The sequence below is a fragment of the Actinomadura formosensis genome, assembly GCF_050948385.1.
In the GTDB taxonomy this organism is placed as follows: Bacteria; Actinomycetota; Actinomycetes; order Streptosporangiales; family Streptosporangiaceae; genus Spirillospora; species Spirillospora formosensis.
Genome location: NZ_CP192011.1, coordinates 2,003,256 through 2,022,978, shown reverse-complemented (window position 1 = coordinate 2,022,978; position 19,723 = coordinate 2,003,256). Strand labels below are relative to the sequence as shown.

At 70.0% G+C, this 19,723-nt stretch carries 20 protein-coding genes; 12 read left to right on the top strand and 8 right to left on the bottom strand.

What is annotated here, in order from left to right; translation table 11 throughout:
* The first annotated feature begins 38 nt into the window (after nucleotides 1–38).
* The 6 genes from ACQP1N_RS09545 to ACQP1N_RS09520 all read left to right on the top strand — a co-directional run bounded on the left by ACQP1N_RS09545 (nucleotide 39) and on the right by ACQP1N_RS09520 (nucleotide 7,596).
* Nucleotides 39–947, top strand: a complete 909-nt coding sequence (locus ACQP1N_RS09545; protein ID WP_067807062.1) for a glutathione S-transferase family protein — start codon at nucleotides 39–41, stop codon at nucleotides 945–947.
* A 64-nt stretch (nucleotides 948–1,011) separates the two neighbouring features.
* Nucleotides 1,012–1,683, top strand: a complete 672-nt coding sequence (locus ACQP1N_RS09540; RefSeq protein ID WP_067807065.1) for an AIM24 family protein — start codon at nucleotides 1,012–1,014, stop codon at nucleotides 1,681–1,683.
* Between the two features lie 293 nt (nucleotides 1,684–1,976).
* Complete coding sequence (locus tag ACQP1N_RS09535) at nucleotides 1,977–5,672, top strand: multifunctional oxoglutarate decarboxylase/oxoglutarate dehydrogenase thiamine pyrophosphate-binding subunit/dihydrolipoyllysine-residue succinyltransferase subunit (RefSeq protein WP_067794226.1); 3,696 nt, start codon at nucleotides 1,977–1,979, stop codon at nucleotides 5,670–5,672.
* A gap of 101 nt (nucleotides 5,673–5,773) precedes the next feature.
* Nucleotides 5,774–5,953 (top strand): DUF6104 family protein, encoded by a 180-nt coding sequence (locus tag ACQP1N_RS09530; RefSeq protein ID WP_067794227.1) that lies wholly within the window; start codon nucleotides 5,774–5,776, stop codon nucleotides 5,951–5,953.
* A gap of 88 nt (nucleotides 5,954–6,041) precedes the next feature.
* Nucleotides 6,042–6,866: a DUF4097 family beta strand repeat-containing protein gene (locus tag ACQP1N_RS09525; protein WP_067794228.1), complete on the top strand. Its 825-nt coding sequence runs from the start codon at nucleotides 6,042–6,044 to the stop codon at nucleotides 6,864–6,866.
* Between the two features lie 4 nt (nucleotides 6,867–6,870).
* Entirely contained in the window at nucleotides 6,871–7,596 is a 726-nt protein-coding gene (locus tag ACQP1N_RS09520) for a PadR family transcriptional regulator (RefSeq protein ID WP_067794229.1), read from the top strand.
* Nucleotides 7,597–7,620: 24 nt separating this feature from the next.
* Here the strand turns inward: ACQP1N_RS09520 and ACQP1N_RS09515 are convergent, their stop codons facing one another.
* The 4 genes from ACQP1N_RS09515 to ACQP1N_RS09500 all read right to left on the bottom strand — a co-directional run bounded on the left by ACQP1N_RS09515 (nucleotide 7,621) and on the right by ACQP1N_RS09500 (nucleotide 11,313).
* Entirely contained in the window at nucleotides 7,621–8,589 is a 969-nt protein-coding gene (locus ACQP1N_RS09515; protein ID WP_433230511.1) for a zinc-binding dehydrogenase, read from the bottom strand.
* Nucleotides 8,590–8,669: 80 nt separating this feature from the next.
* Nucleotides 8,670–9,473: an amino acid ABC transporter ATP-binding protein gene (locus tag ACQP1N_RS09510; RefSeq protein ID WP_067794231.1), complete on the bottom strand. Its 804-nt coding sequence runs from the start codon at nucleotides 9,471–9,473 to the stop codon at nucleotides 8,670–8,672.
* 13 nt (nucleotides 9,474–9,486) lie between these two features.
* Nucleotides 9,487–10,398, bottom strand: coding sequence for an amino acid ABC transporter permease (locus ACQP1N_RS09505; protein WP_067794232.1), 912 nt, complete (start codon nucleotides 10,396–10,398; stop codon nucleotides 9,487–9,489).
* Between the two features lie 3 nt (nucleotides 10,399–10,401).
* On the bottom strand, nucleotides 10,402–11,313 hold the full coding sequence (locus ACQP1N_RS09500) for an ABC transporter substrate-binding protein (RefSeq protein ID WP_067794233.1): 912 nt from the start codon (nucleotides 11,311–11,313) through the stop codon (nucleotides 10,402–10,404).
* A 349-nt stretch (nucleotides 11,314–11,662) separates the two neighbouring features.
* On the opposite strand from ACQP1N_RS09500, the gene ACQP1N_RS09495 reads away from it, so the two are divergent.
* Nucleotides 11,663–12,853: an NAD(P)-dependent malic enzyme gene (locus tag ACQP1N_RS09495; RefSeq protein ID WP_067794234.1), complete on the top strand. Its 1,191-nt coding sequence runs from the start codon at nucleotides 11,663–11,665 to the stop codon at nucleotides 12,851–12,853.
* Nucleotides 12,854–12,898: 45 nt separating this feature from the next.
* Here ACQP1N_RS09495 and sodX read toward each other — a convergent pair whose 3' ends face one another.
* Nucleotides 12,899–13,297 (bottom strand): nickel-type superoxide dismutase maturation protease, encoded by a 399-nt coding sequence (gene sodX / locus ACQP1N_RS09490; RefSeq protein ID WP_433230505.1) that lies wholly within the window; start codon nucleotides 13,295–13,297, stop codon nucleotides 12,899–12,901.
* Nucleotides 13,298–13,500: 203 nt separating this feature from the next.
* Between sodX and sodN the strand changes: the two genes are divergently transcribed.
* A complete protein-coding gene (gene sodN, locus ACQP1N_RS09485) occupies nucleotides 13,501–13,902 on the top strand; it encodes a superoxide dismutase, Ni (RefSeq protein ID WP_207393998.1) in 402 nt (133 codons plus the stop codon).
* Between the two features lie 53 nt (nucleotides 13,903–13,955).
* Here the strand turns inward: sodN and ACQP1N_RS09480 are convergent, their stop codons facing one another.
* Nucleotides 13,956–14,426, bottom strand: coding sequence for a GNAT family N-acetyltransferase (locus ACQP1N_RS09480; protein WP_067794236.1), 471 nt, complete (start codon nucleotides 14,424–14,426; stop codon nucleotides 13,956–13,958).
* 182 nt (nucleotides 14,427–14,608) lie between these two features.
* Here ACQP1N_RS09480 and ACQP1N_RS09475 point away from each other — a divergent pair, with 182 nt between their 5' ends.
* Nucleotides 14,609–15,037: an anti-sigma factor gene (locus ACQP1N_RS09475; RefSeq protein ID WP_067794237.1), complete on the top strand. Its 429-nt coding sequence runs from the start codon at nucleotides 14,609–14,611 to the stop codon at nucleotides 15,035–15,037.
* Nucleotides 15,038–15,102: 65 nt separating this feature from the next.
* Nucleotides 15,103–15,861, top strand: coding sequence for an RNA polymerase sigma factor SigF (locus ACQP1N_RS09470; RefSeq protein ID WP_026401215.1), 759 nt, complete (start codon nucleotides 15,103–15,105; stop codon nucleotides 15,859–15,861).
* A gap of 51 nt (nucleotides 15,862–15,912) precedes the next feature.
* On the opposite strand, the gene ACQP1N_RS09465 is transcribed toward ACQP1N_RS09470, so the two are convergent.
* On the bottom strand, nucleotides 15,913–16,419 hold the full coding sequence (locus ACQP1N_RS09465) for a hypothetical protein (RefSeq protein ID WP_174548829.1): 507 nt from the start codon (nucleotides 16,417–16,419) through the stop codon (nucleotides 15,913–15,915).
* 52 nt (nucleotides 16,420–16,471) lie between these two features.
* Here ACQP1N_RS09465 and ACQP1N_RS09460 point away from each other — a divergent pair, with 52 nt between their 5' ends.
* Nucleotides 16,472–17,413, top strand: a complete 942-nt coding sequence (locus ACQP1N_RS09460) for a diacylglycerol/lipid kinase family protein (protein WP_433230500.1) — start codon at nucleotides 16,472–16,474, stop codon at nucleotides 17,411–17,413.
* A gap of 285 nt (nucleotides 17,414–17,698) precedes the next feature.
* Nucleotides 17,699–17,959 (top strand): WhiB family transcriptional regulator, encoded by a 261-nt coding sequence (locus tag ACQP1N_RS09455; protein ID WP_067794239.1) that lies wholly within the window; start codon nucleotides 17,699–17,701, stop codon nucleotides 17,957–17,959.
* Between the two features lie 64 nt (nucleotides 17,960–18,023).
* On the opposite strand, the gene ACQP1N_RS09450 is transcribed toward ACQP1N_RS09455, so the two are convergent.
* A complete protein-coding gene (locus tag ACQP1N_RS09450; RefSeq protein WP_067794240.1) occupies nucleotides 18,024–19,709 on the bottom strand; it encodes a sensor histidine kinase in 1,686 nt (561 codons plus the stop codon).
* Nucleotides 19,710–19,723 lie beyond the last annotated feature (14 nt).

The window sequence follows — 19,723 nt, the reverse complement described above, 5'->3', positions numbered from 1 at the left end:
CCGCGAGGTTCCCGGAAGATCCCCCGAAGGAGGCACCCATGAGCGTTCAGGAGGTCGAGGAGGGCCGGTTCGTCCGGCAGGCGAACCGGTTCACCGCGCGGATCACGGCGGACGGCTCCTCCGGGTACCCCGCCGAGCCCGGCCGGTACCGGCTGTTCGTCTCCTACGCCTGCCCGTGGGCGCACCGGACCCTGATCGTCCGGCGGCTCCTCGGCCTGGAGGACGCGATCGGCGTCGGCGTCGTCGATCCCATCCGGGACGAGCGGGGCTGGCGGTTCCCCGACCGCGACCCTGTCACCGGCGCGGTCTTCCTGTCCGAGCTGTACCTGTCCACCGACCCCTCGTTCCGGGGCCGCTACACCGTCCCGTGCATCTGGGACACCGAGACCGAGCGCCTGGTCACCAACGACTTCCCGAACATCACCACGATGTTCGAGACGGAGTTCACCGCCCACCATCGCGAGGACGCGCCCGACCTGTACCCGGAGGCGCTCCGCCCCGAGATCGACGAGCTGAACGACCTCGTCTACACGACCGTCAACAACGGGGTCTACAAGGCCGGGTTCGCCACCGCCCAGGACGCCTACGAGGAGGCGTTCGACGCTCTCTTCGCCACCTTCGACCGGCTCGAAGAGCGCCTCTCCACCGGCCGCTACCTGTTCGGCGACGACCTCACCGAGGCCGACGTCCGCCTCTACCCCACGCTGGCCCGCTTCGACGCCGTCTACTACTCGCACTTCAAGTGCAACCTGCGGCGCCTCACCGACTACCCGAACCTCTGGGCCTACGCACGCGACCTGTACTCGATCCCGGCGTTCGGCGAGACGACGAACTTCGACCACATCAAGCGCCACTACTACGTGACGCAGCGCAACATCAACCCGTCCGGCGTCGTCCCCAAGGGCCCGCTCCTGGACTGGACCGCTCCACACGATCGAGACCGCTGACCCCGCCCGGCTCGTTATGCTGGCGGATCTCCCAGTAATCCGCACGAAAGGCATGACCCGACCCATGCGCAGCCAGTTCTTCGGCAACCTCGACCAGGGCCAGCAACTCCCCGGCCACTTCGCCCTCCAGAACTCCAAGATGCTCCGTATCCACCTGAACGGAGACGTGCTGGCCCGGCAGGGCTCCATGGTCGCCTTCCAGGGCCAGATGGAGTTCGACTACGAGGGCGCGGGCGGTCTCGGCAAGTTCATGAAGAAGGCGCTGACCGGCGAGGGCGTCCCGCTCATGCGCGTCAAGGGCCAGGGCCTGCTGTTCGTCGCCAACGACGCCGACGACATCCACCTGTTCTACCTGGAGAACGAGGGCATCACGGTCAACGGCAGGAACATCCTCGCCTACGACTCGCACCTGCAGTCCGACATCCAGCGCGTCCAGGGCGCGGGCATCGCCGCGGGCGGCCTGTTCAACACCACCCTGCAGGGCACCGGCTGGGTCGCCCTCACCACGCACGGCACGCCCGTCATGCTCGACTGCGGCCGCGCCCCCACCTTCGCGGACGGCCAGTCCGCCGTCGCATGGAGCACCAGCCTCCAGGTCGGCGTCAACCGCACCTTCAAGGCCTCCGCCCTCATCGGCCGCGGCAGCGGCGAGGCCATGCAGCTCGCCTACCAGGGCCAGGGCTTCGTCCTAGTCCAGGCCAGCGAAGGCCCCACCGTAGCCCCCCACACCCACTGACCACCCCAGCCGCCGCCCCCAAGCCACGCGACGACCGAAAGGCACGCTGTCTCTAACCCCGGCCCCGCAACAACCCGCCGCGTTGCGATCGCGTCCGAAGGCAGGTTCGAGCCTGCGAGAACCTGATCGCGCAGCGAGCCGCAAGGCGAGCCGGAGCGATGCCAGCGATCGCCGCTTCGCTCGTGGAAGGAGTGCGCGCTAGCGCATGACGCCGAGAGCGAAGCAATAAACACGGTAGCCTGGGACGCGTCTCAGAACTCACCTGCGAGCAGCGGAAGAGGGCGATCTCCGCCGTGTCGACAGAGTCGTCGCAAACAAGTGCCGACCCACAGATCCCAGATTTCGGCGCCAACGAGTGGCTGGTCGACGAGTTGTACCAGAAGTACCTCGAAGACCCGAACTCCGTTGACGAAGCCTGGTGGAACTTCTTCGCGGACTACCGGCCGGACAGCCGGCCGTCGCCGGTGACCCCGGCGTCCCCCCAGGCGTCCACCGAGAGCGCGGCCACGGTGGCCGCGAACGGCACCGCGGCCGCTCCGCCGACAGCGCAGCGCCCGGTGACACCGTCGAAGGCGCCCGCGCCGAAGGCGGAGCCGAAGCCGGCTCCGCCGCCGGTGCCGGCGGGCGCCGAGGAGGTCCGGCTGCGCGGTGTCGCCGCCCGGACGGTCACCAACATGGAGGCCAGCCTCGGCGTGCCGACGGCGACGAGCGTGCGGGCCGTCTCGGCGAAGCTGCTGATCGACAACCGCATCGTCATCAACAACCACCTCAAGCGCGGGCGCGGCGGCAAGGTCTCGTTCACGCACCTGATCGGGTACGCGATCGTCAAGGCGCTCACGGCGATGCCGGAGATGAACGCCGCGTTCACCGAGGTGGACGGCAAGCCGGTGCTGGTCCGGCCGGAGCACGTCAACTTCGGGCTGGCGATCGACCTGCAGAAGAGCGACGGCTCGCGGCAGCTCGTGGTGCCGAGCATCAAGGCCGCCGAGACACTGGACTTCCGCCAGTTCTGGGCCGCCTACGAGGAGATCGTCCGCAAGGCGCGGGGCGGCAAGCTCACCCTTGACGACTTCCAGGGCACCACGATCAGCCTGACGAACCCGGGCACGATCGGGACCGTCCACTCGGTGCCGCGGCTGATGCCCGGCCAGGGGACGATCATCGGCGTGGGCGCCATGGAGTACCCGGCCGAGTTCGCGGGCGCGTCCAGCGACACCCTGTCCCGCATGGGGATCAGCAAGGTCATGACGCTGACCTCCACCTACGACCACCGGATCATCCAGGGCGCGCAGTCGGGCGACTTCCTGCGCCGCATCCACGAGCTGCTCCTCGGTGAGGACGGCTTCTACGACGAGATCTTCGAGGCGCTGCGCATCCCGTACGAGCCGGTGCGCTGGGTCAAGGACATCTCGGCCTCGCATGAGGACGATGTCGCGAAGGTCGCCCGTGTCCACGAGCTGATCCACGCCTACCGGGTCCGCGGCCACCTGATGGCCGACACCGACCCGCTGGAGTACAAGCAGCGCCGCCACCCCGACCTCGACATCCTCAAGCACGGCCTCACCCTGTGGGACCTGGAGCGCGAGTTCGCGACCGGCGGGTTCGGCGGCAAGCCGACGATGAAGCTGCGCGAAATCCTCGGCGTGCTGCGGATGGCGTACTGCCGGACGGTCGGCATCGAGTACATGCACATCCAGGACCCGGAGGAGCGCGCCTGGATCCAGGAGCGCGTGGAGGTCCCGCACGACAAGCCGTCGCGCGAGGAGCAGCTGCACGTGCTGCGCCGGCTGAACAGCGCCGAGGCGTTCGAGACGTTCCTGCAGACGAAGTTCGTCGGGCAGAAGCGGTTCTCGCTGGAGGGCGGCGAGTCGGTCATCCCGCTGCTGGACTCGGTGATCTCGGCGGCGGCGAAGGCGAGCCTGGACGAGGTCGTCATCGGGATGGCGCACCGCGGCCGGCTGAACGTCCTCGCGAACATCGTCGGCAAGTCCTACGGGCAGATCTTCGGCGAGTTCGAGGGCAACCTGGACCCGCGCAGCGCGCAGGGCTCCGGTGACGTGAAGTACCACCTCGGCGCGTCCGGCGACTTCGTCGCGAGCGACGGCTCCAAGATCCACTGCGAGCTGGTCGCGAACCCGTCCCACCTGGAGACGGTCGACCCGGTGCTGGAGGGCGTCGTCCGCGCCAAGCAGGACGTGCTGGACGTCGGCGAGGCCGGGTTCACCGTGCTGCCGATCCTGCTCCACGGCGACGCCGCGTTCGCCGGGCAGGGCGTGGTGGCCGAGACGCTGAACCTGTCGCAGCTGCGCGGCTACCGCACCGGCGGCACCGTCCACGTCATCATCAACAACCAGGTGGGCTTCACCACCGCCCCCGAGTACTCGCGGTCCACCGTCTACGCGACGGACGTGGCCCGGATGATCCAGGCGCCGATCTTCCACGTGAACGGCGACGACCCGGAGGCGTGCGCGCGGGTGGCGCGGCTGGCGTTCGAGTACCGGCAGACGTTCAAGAAGGACGTCGTCATCGACATGGTCTGCTACCGGCGCCGGGGCCACAACGAGGGTGAGAACCCGTCGTTCACCCAGCCGCTGATGTACGACCTGATCGACGCGAAGCGTTCGGTGCGCAAGCTGTACACCGAGGCGCTGATCGGCCGCGGCGACATCACGGTGGAGGAGGCCGAGCAGGCGCTCCGCGACTACCAGGAGCAGTTGGAGCGGGCCTTCACCGAGACCCGCGAGGCGGTGAAGAAGCCGCTCGAACCGGGTTCGGTCGTAAAGCCGGACGTCGAGGAGAGCATCCCGATCGACCACGGCAAGACCGGGACGGCGATCCCGCCGGAGACCGTCAAGCGGATCATCGAAACCCAGGTCGCGCTGCCGGAGGGCTTCACCCCGCACCCGCGGCTCCAGCCGATCCTGCAGCGCCGCGCCCAGATGATCGAGGACGACGCGATCGACTGGGCGACCGGCGAACTGCTGGCGATGGGCTCGCTGCTGATCGACGGCCACCCGGTGCGGCTCGTCGGGCAGGACACCCGGCGCGGCACGTTCGGCCAGCGGCACGCGGTGCTCGTCGACCGCAGGACGGGCGAGGAGTACACGCCGCTGAAGCAGTTCGGGCAGGGCGTGTCGAAGTTCTACGCGCACGACTCGCTGCTCAGCGAGTACGCGGCGATGGGCTTCGAGTACGGCTACTCGATGACCCGCCCGGACGCGCTGGTCTGCTGGGAGGCCCAGTTCGGCGACTTCGCCAACGGCGCCCAGTCGGTGATGGACGAGTACATCTCGTCCGGTGAGCAGAAGTGGGGCCAGCACTCCAGCGTCGTGCTGCTGCTGCCGCACGGCTACGAGGGGCAGGGCCCCGACCACTCGTCCGCGCGGATCGAGCGGTACCTGCAACTGTGCGCGCAGGACAACATGACGGTCGTCTACCCGACCACGCCGGCGAACTACTTCCACCTGCTGCGCTGGCAGGTGCTGTCGGGCCGGAAGAAGCCGCTGGTCGTGTTCACGCCGAAGTCGCTGCTGCGGCTGAAGGCGGCCACGTCCCCGGTCGGGCAGGTCACCGGCGGTGCGTTCCAGCCGGTCATCCCGGAGAGCGACCCGGCGGTCGACCCGGCGGGTGTGAGGCGGGTGCTGCTCACCACCGGCAAGATCTACTACGAGGTGGTGAAGGCCCGGCAGGAGGCCGGCGCTTACGACACCGCGGTCGTCCGGGTCGAGCGGCTGTACCCGCCGCCGGTGGATGAGATCAAGGCGGAGCTGGCCAAGTACCCGGCGGACGCCGAGGTCGTGTGGGTGCAGGACGAGCCCGCCAACATGGGCGCCTGGCCGTTCATGGCGCTGAAGCTGCCGCATCACATCGAGGGCCTGAAGATGTCGCGGGTGTCGCGCCCGGCGTCCTCGTCGCCCGCGGTGGGGTCGGCGAAGCTGCACCAGGCGGAGCAGGAGGCTCTGCTGGCGAGACTGTTCGAGCAGAAGTAGCCGGACACGACAAGGAATCACCCAGACCCGAGGGCTCCGGTGCGTCGCGCCGGGGCCCTCGGTGTCCCGAGGGCAGGATCGCAGAAAGAAGACATCGGCTCATGTACTTCACCGATCGGGGCATCGAGGAACTGACGGAGCGGCGCGGCGCGGAGGAGGTCAGCCTGACGTGGCTGGCGGAGCGGCTGCGCGAGTTCGTCGATCTGAACCCCGAGTTCGAGACACCCGTCGACCGCCTGGCCACCTGGCTTGCCCGGCTGGACGACGACGAGGACGACTGACTCGATCATAAACACGACATGTCTTGACTTTCCGGGAACGCGACATATCGTGTTCACTGGATCAAGGAGCCGGACGAAGGGCGTCGCGATGTCGCGCTGGACGATCGAGGAACCCACCACCCTGGACTTCGACGGCGTGGTCGCGCTGCGCGTCACGCTGATCGCGGGCAGCGTCTCGGTACTGGCCTCCGACGAGCGCCCGTCCATCATGATCGGCGATGTCGAGGGCCCGCCGCTGATGGTCACGCACGAGGCCGGCATGCTGACCGTCACCCACGAGAAGCTGTGGGAGGGCGTGCTGAGCTGGCTGCGCACCCACAAGTGCCGGGCCACGATCACGGTGACCGTCCCGCACGACTGCCCGGTCTCGCTGAACCTCGTGTCGGCGGACGCGGTGGTGACCGGCATGACGACCCGCACGTCCATCAAGAGCGCGTCCGGCGACGTGACGCTGGACGGGGTGGCGGGCACCATCGACGCGGGCACCGTGTCCGGCGCGATCGAGGCGCAGGGCCTGGACGGGACGGTCTCGTTCACGTCCGTCGCCGGCGACCTGTCGCTGGCCGGCGCGTCCATCGGCACTCTCGCCGCCCGCACGGTCAGCGGGCGCATCGCCGCCGACATCGCCCTGTCCGGCGACGCCAGGGTGGAGGCCAACACGGTGTCCGGCGAGGTGGCGCTGCGCGTCCCCGAGGCGGCCGGCGCGCAGGTCACGCTGAACTCGGCCGCCGGGCGGATCGAGACGTCCTTCCCCGAGCTCGGCCGGCGGGACCGGACCATCGCGCAGAGCGTCACCGGCAAGATCGGGGACGGCACCGCACGGCTGACCGTCAACACGGTGTCCGGCTCGATCACCCTCCTCGGCCGCGACGACGACACCCCCGAGATCACCACCCCCCGAATGGAGAAGTGACGACGTGAGCCCCGTCTTCGGCCACGGTCGCCTGCGGCTGTACCTGCTGAAGCTGCTGGAGGAGAGCCCGCGGCACGGCTACGAGGTGATCCGGCTGCTGCAGGACCGGTTCCTCGGGGTCTACTCGCCCTCCCCCGGCACGATCTACCCGCGGCTGGCCCGGCTGGAGTCCGAGGGCCTCGTCACGCACGAGGTGATCAAGGGCAAGAAGGTGTACTCGCTGACCGACAAGGGCCGCGAGGAGCTGGAACGCCGGATGGACGAGCTGGCCGAACTGGAGGAGGAGATCGCCGCCTCGGCGCAGGAGTTCGCACGCGGCGTGCAGGAGGACGTCCGGCAGACCGTCCGGACGCTGCGCGAGGAACTGACCGAGGCCGCGCGGACGATGCGCGGACAGGGCAAGACCACGTCCAAGGACGCGTGGAAGGAGACCACCGAGCGGCAGAAGGAGGAGTGGCGGCGGCAGAAGGAGTACTGGCGCGAGCAGAAGCAGGCGTGGAAGGAGGAGTGGCGGCAGAACTGGGACGACGCCTGGAAGACGGCGACCGGCACCCCCGAGGACGTCGCCCGTCTCAAGCTGGAGCGCCTGCTCCGCAAGTTCGTCGAGGACGTCCGCAAGTCGGCGAAGAAGGCCCGCCTCGACGACGACGCCCTCACCGCCGCACAGGCGATCCTGGACGAGGCCCGAGAGCGCCTGAAGAACGAGATCTTCCGCAAAGAAGGGCCGTGACCGGCAGGGCCACGGCCCCCGGTCTCACGGTGTGAAGACGATCTTCCCGAAGAGGTCACCCTCCGCCATGGCGGCGAACCCCTCGCGGGCCCGGCTCAGCGGCAGCGTCCGGTCGATCAGCGGCCTGGTGCCCGTCTTGGCCAGGAACCGCGCGAGCCGCTCCAGCTGCGCCCGCGTCCCCATGGTGGACCCGACCACCGACAGCTGCAGGAAGAACACCCGGTTCAGCTCCGCGGGCGGCGCCTGGCCGCTGGTGGCGCCGGCCACCACGATCCGCCCGCCGGGCCGCAGCGACTTCAGCGAGTGCGACCAGGTCGCCTGCCCGACGGTCTCGATGACGGCGTCGACCCGCTCCGGCAGCCGCGCCCCCGGCTCGAACGCGGCGTCCGCCCCGAGCTCCCCGGCGCGCTTGCGCTTGGCCTCGCTCCGGCTGGTCGCGTAGACGCGGTGCCCCGCGGCCGAGGCCAGCGCGATGGCGGCCGTCGCGACCCCGCCCCCCGCCCCCTGCACGAGCACGGACGCCCCGGGCTGCAACCCCGCCTTGTCGAACAGCATCCGGTAGGCGGTGAGCCACGCCGTCGGCAGGCAGGCGGCCTCCTCGAACGACAGCTCGGCGGGCTTGGGGACGAGGTTGCGCCGCGGCACCGCGACCTTCTCCGCCAGCGTCCCCTGGTGGACCTCCGACAGCAGCGACCGCTTCGGGTCGAGGGTCTCATCGCCGCCGCCCCGGTCGGGGTCGCCGATGACCGAGTGGACGATGACCTCGTTGCCGTCCTCGTCCACCCCGGCCGCGTCACAGCCGAGGATCATCGGGAGCCTCTCGGCGGGCAGCCCCACCCCCTTCAGCGACCACAGGTCGTGGTGGTTGAGCGCGGCGGCCCGCACCGTGACGGTCGTCCACCCGTCCGGTGCCTCGGGTTCGGGCCGCTCCCCCAGCGTCAGCCCGTTCAGCGGATTGTCTGCGTCGATCTGCGTGGCCGTGACAGCGAACATGAACCGACACTAACCGTCCGGCCGGCACGGCGAACGGCCCGCCCCCCGGGCGAGAGGACGGGCCGGCTGCCGGGCGAGCGTCACAGGACCTTGGAGAGGAAGTCCTGGGTGCGCCGGTGCTGGGGGTTGGTCAGGACGTCGCGGGGGGTTCCCTCTTCGACCACGACGCCCCCGTCCATGAAGACCAGGGAGTCGCCGACCTCGCGGGCGAAGCCCATCTCGTGGGTGACCACGACCATGGTCATGCCGTCGAGGGCGAGCTGCTTCATGGTCTCCAGGACCTCGCCGACCAGTTCCGGGTCGAGCGCGGACGTCGGCTCGTCGAACAGCATCAGCGCCGGCTCCATGGCGAGCGCCCGCGCGATGGCCACCCGCTGCTGCTGCCCGCCGGACAGCTGCGCCGGGTAGTTCTCCACCTTGTCGCCCAGCCCGACGCGGGTCAGCAGCGCGATGGCGCGCTCCCTGACCTGCGCCTTCGGCTGCTTCTTGACCCGGCAGGGCGCCTCCATGACGTTCTCCAGCGCCGTCATGTGCGGGAACAGGTTGAACCGCTGGAACACCATGCCGATCTCGCGGCGCTGCGCGGCGACCTCCCTGTCGCGCAGCTCGTAGAGCTTGCCGCCGTGCTCGCGGTAGCCGACCAGGTGGCCGTTCACCCACAGCCGTCCCGCGTTGATCTTCTCCAGGTGGTTGATGCAGCGCAGGAACGTCGACTTGCCGGACCCGGACGGCCCGACGACGCACATCACCTCGCCGGGCTTCACCTCCAGGTCGATGCCTTTCAGCACCTCCAGCCGCCCGAACGACTTGTGCACCGCCTCGGCCTTGACCATCAGGCCGCCGCTCTCGGGCGCGGGCCCCTTGGGGAGGAGATCGCTCGTCATGTCCTCACCTCGTTCACTGGCCGCCGCCCCCGCCGCGGAAGCGGAGCCGCTGTCTGGCCGCGCCTCCCCTGCTGGTGCCCTTGCTGTAGTGCCGTTCCAGATAGTGCTGCCCGACCATCATGACCGAGGAGATCAGCAGGTACCACAGGCAGGCCATCACCAGCATCGGGATGATCTTGTAGGTGTTGGCGTAGATGGTCTGCGCCGTGAACGTCAGCTCCGAGTACGGGATGGCCGCGACCAGCGAGGTGTTCTTCAGCATCGAGATCGCCTCGTTGCCGGTCGGCGGGACGATCACGCGCATCGCCTGCGGCAGCACGATCCGGCGCATGGTCTGCATCCGGGACATGCCGAGCGCGCTCGCGGCCTCCTGCTGCCCCTCGTCCACCGACAGGATGCCGGCCCGGACGATCTCGGCCATGTAGGCGGCCTCGTTGAGGATCAGCCCCAGCGCCGCGGCCAGCGCGGCGTTGACCAGCTCCTGCGTCTTCCACGTCTCGAACTCGGGCCCGAACGGGATGCCGATCCCGACCGTGGGGAACAGCGTGCCGATCGCGCCCCAGATGAGCAGCTGGGTGTAGAGCGGGGTCCCGCGGAAGAACCACAGGTAGACCCACGCAGCACCGCTCAGCAGGGGGTTGGCCGACAGCCGCATCAGCGCGAGGATGATGCCGAGCACCACACCGCCGACCATCGCGGCCAGCGTGAGCCACACGGTGTTGAGGACGCCCTTGAGCACCGCATTGGAGAACAGGTACTTCCACTGCTCGGACCAGTCGAGCGCCTTGCTGGTCAGCAGGAAGTGCAGGAACATTGCGACCAGCACGAGGACGACGGCTCCGCCGAGCCAGCGTCCCGGGTGCCGGACGGGGACGGCCTTGATCGCTTCCGGCCGTCCCCTTTCGACGTCGTTGTCGACGGCCATGGATCAGCTCTGCGCCGCGTTGATCGCCGGGTCGGTGATCGCGCCGCTCTCCACCCCGTTCTCTACCAGGATCTTCTTGTAGGTGCCGTCCGCTATCAGTGCCTTCAGCGCACCGAGCACGGCTTCCTTGAACTGGCCGGAGTCCTTGCCGATCGCGTAGCCGTAGGGGGCGGTGTCGTAGACCTGGCCGATGATCTCCAGCTTGCCGGTCTTCTTGGCCGCGCCGCCGACGATCGGCGAGTCGGCCGCCATCGCGTCGACCTTGCCGGCGACCAGGTCGTTGTTGACCTCGGTCTGCTGCTTGCGGACGACCTGCTTGATCGGCGGCTTGCCCGCGTCGGTGCACTTCTTGCTGCGCGCCGTGAGGTCCTCGACCTCCACGGTGCCCTGCTGGACGCCGATGCTCTTGCCGCAGGCGTCGTCGGGGTTGACGCCCTTGGGGTTGCCCTTGAGCACGCCCCAGGCGATCCCCGCGCTGTAGTAGCTGACGAAGTCGACGACCTTCTCCCGCTCCTTGTTGTCGGTGAAGGAGGAGACGCCGATCTCGTACTTGCCGGACTGGACGCCCGGGATGATCGTGTCGAAGCCCGCGTTGTGGTACTCGGTCTTCAGGCCGAGCTTGGCCGCGACGGCGTTGAACAGGTCGACGTCCCATCCGACGATCTTCTGGGTCGCCGGGTCGACGGATTCGTTGGGCGGATACGACGCGTCCGAGCCGACCGAGATCTTGCCATCGCTCTTGATCGCGTCCGGGACCATGGCCGCGAGCTTGCTGTCCACGCTCGTGTTCGAGGCGGCGGTGCCGCCGGAGTCGCCAGAGTCGTTGCTGTCGCCGCACGCGGACAGGGCGAGGGCACCTGTCAGCACGAGCGCGCCCGCCGCGGCAACGCGACGGCGCAGAGAACCGGTGGTCACAGGTCCCCCTCCAGATCGTTTCGTCGGATCCAAAGATCCGAAGGTCAGATGCACAGTTTGACGTATAACATCCCTGATCTGGATAAAGTCTCCAAAACAATCACGCAACGAGGAAGCTCCGGAACGTTCCACCGACCTCCGTTTTCCGCTACGGACCGGATACGTGTGGCCACCGTCACGTGATGGTCAACACCCACCCCGGCCAGCGGAGGCGCGTCATCGCGTGTGGCACAATCGGACAACGGGTGACCCCCGTACGTCGCGAGATGACCACCAGGTGCCAGGCCACCACGCCACCACCACCGCGGCGGCATCGCAAGAAAGCCAACTTTCACTGACAGGGGTCGCTGTGGCTGCTGAGCCCATTACCACCGAACCGCTCTCACTGGACGACGATCCGGCCTTCCCGCTGCACCGCGGCGGCAAGCTGGAGATGCGGTCGACCATCCCGGTCCGCAACAAGGACGATCTTTCGCTGGCCTACACGCCGGGCGTCGCCCGCGTGTGCACCGCGATCGCCGACAACCCCGAACTCGCCTACGACTACACGTGGACGTCCAGGGTCGTCGCCGTCGTGACCGACGGCACCGCCGTGCTCGGCCTCGGCGACATCGGCCCCGCCGCCTCCATGCCGGTCATGGAGGGCAAGTCGCTGCTGTTCAAGGAGTTCGCGGACGTCGACTCGGTGCCGATCGCGCTGAACTGCACGGGCGTGGACGAGATCGTCGACACCGTGATCCGGATGGCGCCGAGCTTCGGCGGCATCAACCTGGAGGACATCAGCGCCCCCCGCTGCTTCGAGATCGAGGACCGGCTCCGTGCCGCGCTCGACATCCCCGTCTTCCACGACGACCAGCACGGCACCGCGATCGTCGCGCTCGCCGCGCTGAAGAACGCGGCCCGCCACGTCGGCAAGCCGCTGTCGGAGCTTCGCGCGGTCGTCGCCGGCGCGGGCGCGTCCGGTATCGCGGTCTCGCGGATGCTGATCGAGGGCGGCATCGGCGACATCGCGCTGTCCGACAGCAAGGGCCTCATCCACGAGGGCCGAGACGGCCTGAACCCGGTCAAGGAGCGCATCGCCGCGCTCACCAACCGGTCGCACCTGAAGGGCTCCACCGAGGAGGCGCTGCGCGGCGCGGACGTGTTCATCGGCCTGTCCGGCAGCACCGTCCACGAGTCGTGCGTCGCCACCATGTCGGACAACGCGATCGTGTTCGCGCTGTCCAACCCGACCCCCGAGGTGCATCCGGAGGTGGCGCGGCGGCACGCCAAGGTCGTCGCGACCGGCCGCAGCGACTTCCCGAACCAGATCAACAACGTGCTGGCGTTCCCGGGCATCTTCCGCGGCGCGCTGGACGTCCGGGCGCACTCGATCACCGAGGGCATGAAGCTGGCGGCGGCGAACGCCCTGGCCGGCATCGTCGGCGACGACCTGAGCGCCGACTACATCATCCCGAACCCGTTCGACGACCGGGTCGCCCCGGCCGTCACCGCCGCGGTCGCCGACCAGGCCCGCCGCGAGGGCGTCAACCGCATCTGACCCGCCGGCGCCCGGAGGCACGCCTGCCCGGTGTGCCTCCGGCGCTCATCCACGTCTCGCGGCGTGCAGGAGGCCCGCCCGGGAGAGGGGCCGGTAGCGGCCGACGACCCTGCCGACGACGAGGGCGTCCGGGACGGCACCGAAATCCCAGCTGTCCCGGCGGCCCGGGGCGCGCTGGTTGTCGCTCTCCAGCCACCAGCCGCCCCGTGTGCGATGACCCGCGCGTTTGACGATGAGGAGCCCCGGCCGCTCGGGGTGCTCGGCGACGACGAGCGCGCCGGGGGCCGGCGGTGTCCCGTCCCGCACGATCAGCCAGTCCCCGGGCCGCAGCGCGGGCAGCATCGACTCGCCGGAGACCTCGACCGTCCGCAGCCGCCGCACGCCGGCCAGCGCGAGCACCGCGGCACCGGCCGCCCCCCAAAGCGCCGCTCTGCGAACGCGCATGACTCTCCCTGTCCGTCCACCTGTACATCGTCCGTCCGCATACATCGGCGGACGCCGGTCACAACACTGCTGGAAGGGTTCCGGGCCGCTCGCGGCCCGGGTCTTAGGCCGAAATACCGAGTGCCCTGGCCGGACGGGCCCTGGGCCACAAGGGTAATGTCGGTGACCTGAGCATGATCCGCAACGAGGGAAGGGAACCGCAGGTGTTGCTCAAGCTTCTGCGCCCGAAGACCATGGTCTCCGCGCACTGCGACCTGCCGTGTGGCGTCTACGACCCGGCGCAGGCCCGGATCGAGGCCGAGTCGGTCAAGGCGATCTGCGAGAAGTACGCGGCCAACGAGGACCCGGAGTTCCGCGCTCGGGCGATCCTGATCAAGGAGCAGCGCTCCCAGCTGGTCAAGGAGCACCTGTGGGTGCTCTGGACCGACTACTTCAAGCCGCCGCACTTCGAGAAGTACCCGCAGCTCCACCAGCTGTTCAACGAGGCGACCAAGCTCGCCGGCGCCGCCGGCACCAAGGGCACCATGGACGTCAAGGCCGCCGAGGACCTGCTGGGCAAGATCAGCGAGATCGACAAGATCTTCTGGGAGACCAAGCAGGGCTGACCTGCTCTGCGATCGCGGGGGCCGTCCGGTGCGCGGACGGCCCCCGCGGCGCGTCAGGAGCGGGCGGTCCTGGTGAGGGCGTCGCCGGTCATGCGGTAGACCGTCCACCCGTCCTTGGGGTGGGCGCCCAGGGCCTCGTAGAACCCGATCGCCGGGCGGTTCCAGGTCAGGACGGACCATTCGACGCGTTCGTAGCCGCGGTCGTCCGCTACGCGGGTCAGCTCGGTGAGGAGGGCCTTGCCGTGGCCGTGGCCGCGGTACTCCGGTTCGACGAACAGGTCTTCCAGGTAGATGCCGTGGGTGCCGTTCCACGTGGAGTAGGTGATGAACCACACGGCGAACCCGACGACGCGGCCGTCGTGCTCGGCAACGTGCGCGAAGACCTTCGGGTCGGTGCCGAAGAGGCTCTCGCGCACCTGGTCCTCAGTGGCCTTCACCTCGTGCGGGGCGCGCTCGTACTCCGCCAGTTCGCGGATCAGCCGCAGGATGTCCGGGACGTCGTCCGGGGTCGCATACCGAATCACAGGCGAAGGCTATTCGAGCGGCGCGGGTCATCGCCCCCGGCGCCCTCCCCCCGGGGTGATTCGGAGCACCTTCTTTCCGCTCGTCGCGGACATTGGTGAGAAAACCACGCGCGCCGAAGTCTCGCGGCACGCGTCGCAGGCGGTAGTTTCAAAGCAGCGGGACCATCCTGCGAGGGAGTGACGTGACCGAGGAAACCGCTGCAATGCCGGCCAGTACGAAGTTGTCCGTCCGCGACGTGGTGACGGTGAAGCTGCCCGCCGCGAGCGCCTACCTGTCCGTGCTGCGGACAGCGACCGCGGGCCTTGCGGCCAGGCTGGACTTCACGCTGGACGAAATAGAGGACCTGCGCATCGCCGTGGACGAGGCGTGCGCGATGCTGCTCGCCCAGGCCCTGCCCGGGACCGACCTGACCTGTGAGTTCGAGCTGACCGGGGACGCCATGCGGATCTCCGTGTCGGTGCTGACCGTGGACGGTGAGGAGCCCAGCCGCGACACCTTCGCCTGGACGGTCCTGTCGTCCCTGGCGGGCGAGGTGGACGCCGCGGTGGGCTCCGACGACCGGGTCACCGTGACGCTGCAGAAGCGGCGCGGTGCGGCGGGGGCCCCGTGACGGAGAAGACGACGACGGAGGAGACGACGATCGCCGGTGTGAGCAGCGAGCGATCGGAGTCCGCGGTGCCCGACCGGGCGCGGGCCCGCGCACTGTTCGAGCGCCTCGCCGAGCTTCCCGAGGGCGACCCGGAGCGCCAGCGCATCCGCGATCAGCTCGTGGAGCTGCACCTGCCGCTGGTGGAGTATCTCGCCCGCCGCTTCCGCAACCGCGGCGAGTGGCTGGACGACCTGATCCAGGTCGCCACCATCGGCCTGATCAAGTCGATCGACCGGTTCGATCTGGAGCGCGGCGTGGAGTTCTCCACGTACGCCACGCCCACGATCGTCGGCGAGATCAAGCGGCACTTCCGCGACAAGGGCTGGGCGGTGCGCGTCCCGCGCCGGCTGCAGGAGCTGAAGCTGTCGCTGACCAAGGCGATCAGCGATCTCGCGCAGCGGGAAGGCCGGGCGCCGACGGTCAGCGAACTGGCCGCGCACCTGCAGATGAGCGAGGAGGAGGTGCTGGAGGGCCTGGAGTCCGCCAACGCCTACTCCACCGTGTCCCTGGACGCCCCCGACTCCGGTGACGAGGACGCTCCCGCCGTGGCCGACTCGCTCGGCATGGTGGACGAGTCGCTGGAGGGCGTCGAGTACCGGGAGTCCCTCAAGCCGCTGCTGGAGAAGCTCCCCGCACGCGAGAAGAAGATCCTGCTGCTGCGGTTCTTCGGGAACATGACGCAGTCGCAGATCGCCGCCGAGCTCGGCATCTCCCAGATGCACGTGTCCCGGCTGCTCGCCCGCACGCTGGCACAGCTCCGCGAGGGCCTGACGGCGGACGAATGAGGCCGTTCACAGGGGCCCCGGGATCGGATCCCGGGGCCCTTCGGCGTTCGTTCAGTCCTTCGCGGGCTGTTCCCCGAGGCGGTCCCTGAGGCGCCGCCCCAGCGAGCGCGGTTCCGTGGCCGCCGCCTTCACGGGTTCGGCGGCCTCCCGCGGCCTCTCCTCGTCCCGCTCGTCCTCGTCGTGCTCCTCCATCAGCCACGCGGTGGTCGGCGGGCTGAGGACGGCGATCAGCGCGAGGACGGCGATCACGCCCATCGGGATCGCGATGGCGGGACGTTCGCTCTGCCACAGCGACCAGGCGATCGGCAGCGCGAACAACTGGGTGAGCACCGTGGGGGCGCGGCTCCACTGGTCGGCGCGCAGCAGCCCGCGCGCGCAGCCGAGCATGCCGAGACCGCCGGCGAGGGAGAGCACGGTGACCCCGATCGCGCTGGCGGGGTCGACGGCGGCGCCGAGGGCCGTCTCCACGCCGGTGTAGCCGCCGAACCCGACGGCGACGAGGCCCTCCACGGCCTCCAGGGCGGCGGCGGCCTGCACGGTGATGGGGCGCTTGCTCACACCCCGAACCCTACTCGTCCCGTTCACGTGCGCGTCCCATACCCTGGGCGCCGTGCGCGCCATGCTCATCGCCAACCCCAAGGCGACCTCCACCTCCCGGCGAGCCCGCGACATCCTCATGCGGGCCTTCACCGGCGACCTCGACCTCGTCCTCGCCGAGACCGGCCACCGCGGACATGCGACCGAACTGGCCCGGCAGGCGGCCGTGGACGGCTACGACGTGGTGATCGCGCTCGGCGGGGACGGCACGGTGAACGAGGCGGTCAACGGGCTGCTCGCGGACGGGCCGTCCGCCGACCTGCCGGCGCTGGCGGTGCTGCCGTCCGGGAGCGCGAACGTCTTCGCCCGCGCGCTCGGTCTGCCCGGCGACCCGATCGGCGCGACGACGGTGGTGCTGGAGGCGCTGCGTGCGGGACGGTACCGGACGGTCGGGCTCGGCACGGCCTGCCATCCGGGCGGCACGGAGCGGTATTTCACGTTCTGCGCGGGTGTCGGGCTGGACGCCGAGGTCGTCCGGGAGGTGGAGCGGCGGCGCCACGCGGGGTCCCGCGCGGACCCGTCGCTGTATGTGCGGACGGCCGTCCGGCATTTCTTCTCCGGCACCGACCGGCGGCATCCCGCGCTCACTTTGGAACAGCCGGGACGCCCGCCGAAATCGGGGCTGTTCCTCGCGGTCATCTCCAATACCTCGCCGTGGACTTTCATGGGCCGGCTGCCGGTGAACCCGAGCCCGAAGGCGAACTTCGGACGCGGCCTGGACGTGTTCGGGATGCGTTCGCTGGAGATCGGCCCGACGGTCGGCGCGGTGGTCCAGATGCTGACGGCGCGCACGCGTCCCCTGCAGGGACGGCACATCGTGAACGTGCACGACGCGGCGGAGGTCACCCTGCGGTCGGAGCGTCCCATGGCCTTTCAACTGGACGGCGACTACCTCGGCGAACAACGCAGCGTGACGTTCCGGTCCGTTCCGAAGGCGATACGCATCGTTATTTGAGCGCGCCCGGGTAGCCAGGTGAGAGCCAAGTAACACGCCCGACCCACGGGTGTGACACATGCGACACCCATACTTTGAGAATCCTTTCTCAAAGGTCTTGCGTCCCCCGTACGCCCCTGACACGCTCAAAGTGCGCCGACCAGGGACCCCAACGCCGCCGGTCCCCCCGCGGCGCCGCCGAACATTCACCCCCGGACCTGGCCCCCGCCACCCTGGGCGTTCGCAACATGTGAAATTGTTCACGAAAGTGGAGTTTCTCCACCACCTGACGAAGGAGTGGACCGCATGGACTGGCGCCACCGCGCAGCCTGCCGTGACGTGGACCCCGAGCTGTTCTTCCCGATCGGCAACACCGGGCCCGCGATCCTGCAGATCGAGGAGGCCAAGCAGGTGTGCCGGCGCTGCGACGTCAGCGACGCCTGCCTGCGCTGGGCGCTGGAGTCCGGCCAGGACTCGGGCGTCTGGGGCGGCATGGGCGAGGACGAGCGCCGCGCGCTCAAGCGCCGCGCCTCCCGCGCCCGGGCCCGCGCGAACGCCGGCCTCTGACCCTCCGCCCTCACGGCGCCACCGCCTCCCAGCCCCCGGCAGGAGAGCGCGTGGCGCCGTCGCGTCAGTACCGCCGGTGGGTGTGGTCCAGCGGGATGTCGACCACCACTTCGGTGCCGCCGCCGGGCCGGGGCCGAAAGTCCAGCCGGCCGCCCAGCTCGCCCATGATGAGGGTGCGGACGATCTGCAGGCCGAGGCTGTCGCTGCTCTCCACGTCGAAGTCCGCGGGAAGGCCGGCACCGTCGTCCGCGACGATCGTCACCAGCCGGCGGCCGGACGGGGCCTCCTGCGCCCCCGGCTCCTGCGACGCCGCCTCCTCGTGCGGGGCACGGGGCGCGTGCGCGCCCGCCGCCGGCCATTCGCCCCACACCGGCACGCCGCCCGGCTTGCGGGGCTCCTCCCCCTCCCCGTAGCGGTGCGTGATGACCTCCAGCGTCCCGAACCGGCCGGCGAGACCGTGCTCCAGCGCGTTCTGCAGCAGCTCGGTGAGCGCCATCGCCAGCGGCGTCGCGATCTCCGCGGGCAGGACGCCGAAGCTGCCGGTCCGCTTGGGCGCGACCTTGGTCTCCGGTGTCGACACCTCCCCCGCCATCGTGATCACGCGGTCCGCGATGTCGTCGAAGTCGATCAGCTCGTCCGGCGTGTGCGACAGCGTCTCGTGCACGATCGCTATGGATCCGACGCGGCGGACCGCCTCGTCCAGCGCGGCCCGTCCCTCCGGGATCTGCAGCCGCCGGGCCTGCAGCCGCAGCAGCGCCGCGACCGTCTGCAGGTTGTTCTTCACCCGGTGGTGGATCTCCCGGATGGTGGCGTCCTTGGTCATCAGCTCCCGGTCCCGCCACCGCAGCTCGGTGACGTCCCGGCACAGGACGACCGCGCCGATCCGCGTCCCGCCGACGACCAGCGGGATCGTCCGCAGTTGCAGGATCGACCCGCGTGACTCGACCTCCACCTCGCGCGGCGCCCGCCCGGACAGCACGACGCTGAGCGCCTCCTCCATCGGCTCGCCGGTGTCGCACAGGTCCGCGGTGATCCGGCCGAGCACCTCGCCGACCAGGTCCGCCGGGTAGCCGAGCCGCCGGTACGCCGACTGCGCGTTCGGGCTCGCGTAGGTGACCTTGCCGGAACGGTCCAGCCGCATCAGCCCGTCGCCGACGCGCGGCGAGCGGACCATGTTCGGCTCCTCGCCCGGCACCGGGAACCGGCCCTCGGAGATCATCGTGGCGAGGTCGCTGGCGCTCTGCAGGTAGGTCAGCTCCAGCCGGGACGGGGTGCGCGCCGAGCTGAGGTTCGTGCTCCGCTGGATCACGCCGAGGATCTTGGCGCCGCGCCGGACCGGGATCGACTCCTCCCGGACGGGGATGCCGCTGCCCCACTCCGGGTCGCCCTCGCGGACGATCCGGCGCTCCCGCCACGCCACGTCGATCAGCTTGCGCCGTCCCGTCCGGACGACCTTGCCGACGAGGTCCTCGGGGTAGGCGGTGGGGCCGGTGGTCGGGCGTATCTGCGCGATCGCCACCCAGCCGGGGACGGTGGCGCCGGTGTCCAGCATGCCCCGCTGGACGCGCCCGCCGCGGGACGACGGCTCGGCGGGCAGCGCGTCCGCCGACCGCAGCGGCACCCAGAGCAGCAGGTCCGCGAACGACAGGTCGGCCAGCAGTTGCCAGTCGGACACCAGCGCGTGCAGCCATTCCAGGTCGGCCTCGGTGAGATCGGTGTGATCACGGACCAGATCGGTCAAGGTAGGCACACGACCATCATCGC